Raw genomic sequence first — 900 nt, forward strand, 5'->3', positions numbered from 1 at the left:
TTAAAATTAAATGCAAAGCTTGGCTATTTGCAAAGTTAGAGGTTAAATAAGACTTACTTTCTTGCAGTGCTTGTCTTTTTGCTTTTGCCAATTGATAACGTTTATAAGCTAAAAAACCTGTAACAAACAACAGCAAAAAAATGCCTATAATTATTGCAAATGCAGGCAGTGATAGCGGCCACCAAGCTACTGTGGCTGGCGCAATAACATCATGTAAGTTGTCGAGCGGAGATGTTGGGTTTGCCATTTAACCATTATCCCTTTAATTGTTGAGCAATCGGCTGCGCAGCACTAAATGGCATCAACGCTAAGCCTGATTTTTGTAATAACTGAAATAACGACGTTTGTTGGGCATTTGCTTTTGTAGCATAGCTTTCACGAAACTTTGCATTGGCAAGTGGAAGGTTAGCCTGACGGTTACCTGATTTGAGCGTAAGTTGCTCACCCACATTCGGTAACGATAGCTCCATCGGGTCAAAAATAGGGCAGGCGATAAGTTCGCAATGGCGTGTAAGCAGCATTAGTTGCTTTGCCATATCCTCGCTTAAATGATGAAAATCAGAAATTAAGTACACTAACGAGCCTGGCTTTGCTAAGTGCACTAAACGATTTAGTTGATCATTCAGTGTTTGCGATTCGCCATCAAGCTTACTTTCAAGCGCCGCTTGATGCGCAAGTTGTAAGTTATGAAACAGTTTAAGTACAGCACTTTGTCTTGATGCCGGTTTGAGTTCCCAATGGGCATTATGGTTAAACACTAAACCACCAACACGGTCACCACGTTGAATCGCGCTCCAAGCAATCAGTGCACTTAAATGTGCAGCTTGCACAGATTTTAAAAGCAGCTGAGAGCCAAAGATCATACTGTCGCTAAAGTCCGTTAAGATAAAAACAGGGCGT

2 protein-coding genes are annotated in these 900 nt (G+C 41.6%); both read right to left on the reverse strand.

The features are described 5' to 3' along the window. A partial coding sequence (locus ON073_RS20385; protein ID WP_274763695.1) for a DUF4381 family protein occupies window positions 1-247 on the reverse strand: 247 nt, incomplete at its 3' end. 7 nt (window positions 248-254) lie between these two features. Then, the coding region (locus ON073_RS20390) for a DUF58 domain-containing protein (RefSeq protein ID WP_274763696.1) at window positions 255-900 on the reverse strand (646 nt) is incomplete at its 5' end.

This window comes from Pseudoalteromonas sp. G4, assembly GCF_028875915.1.
Classification (GTDB): domain Bacteria; phylum Pseudomonadota; class Gammaproteobacteria; order Enterobacterales; family Alteromonadaceae; genus Pseudoalteromonas.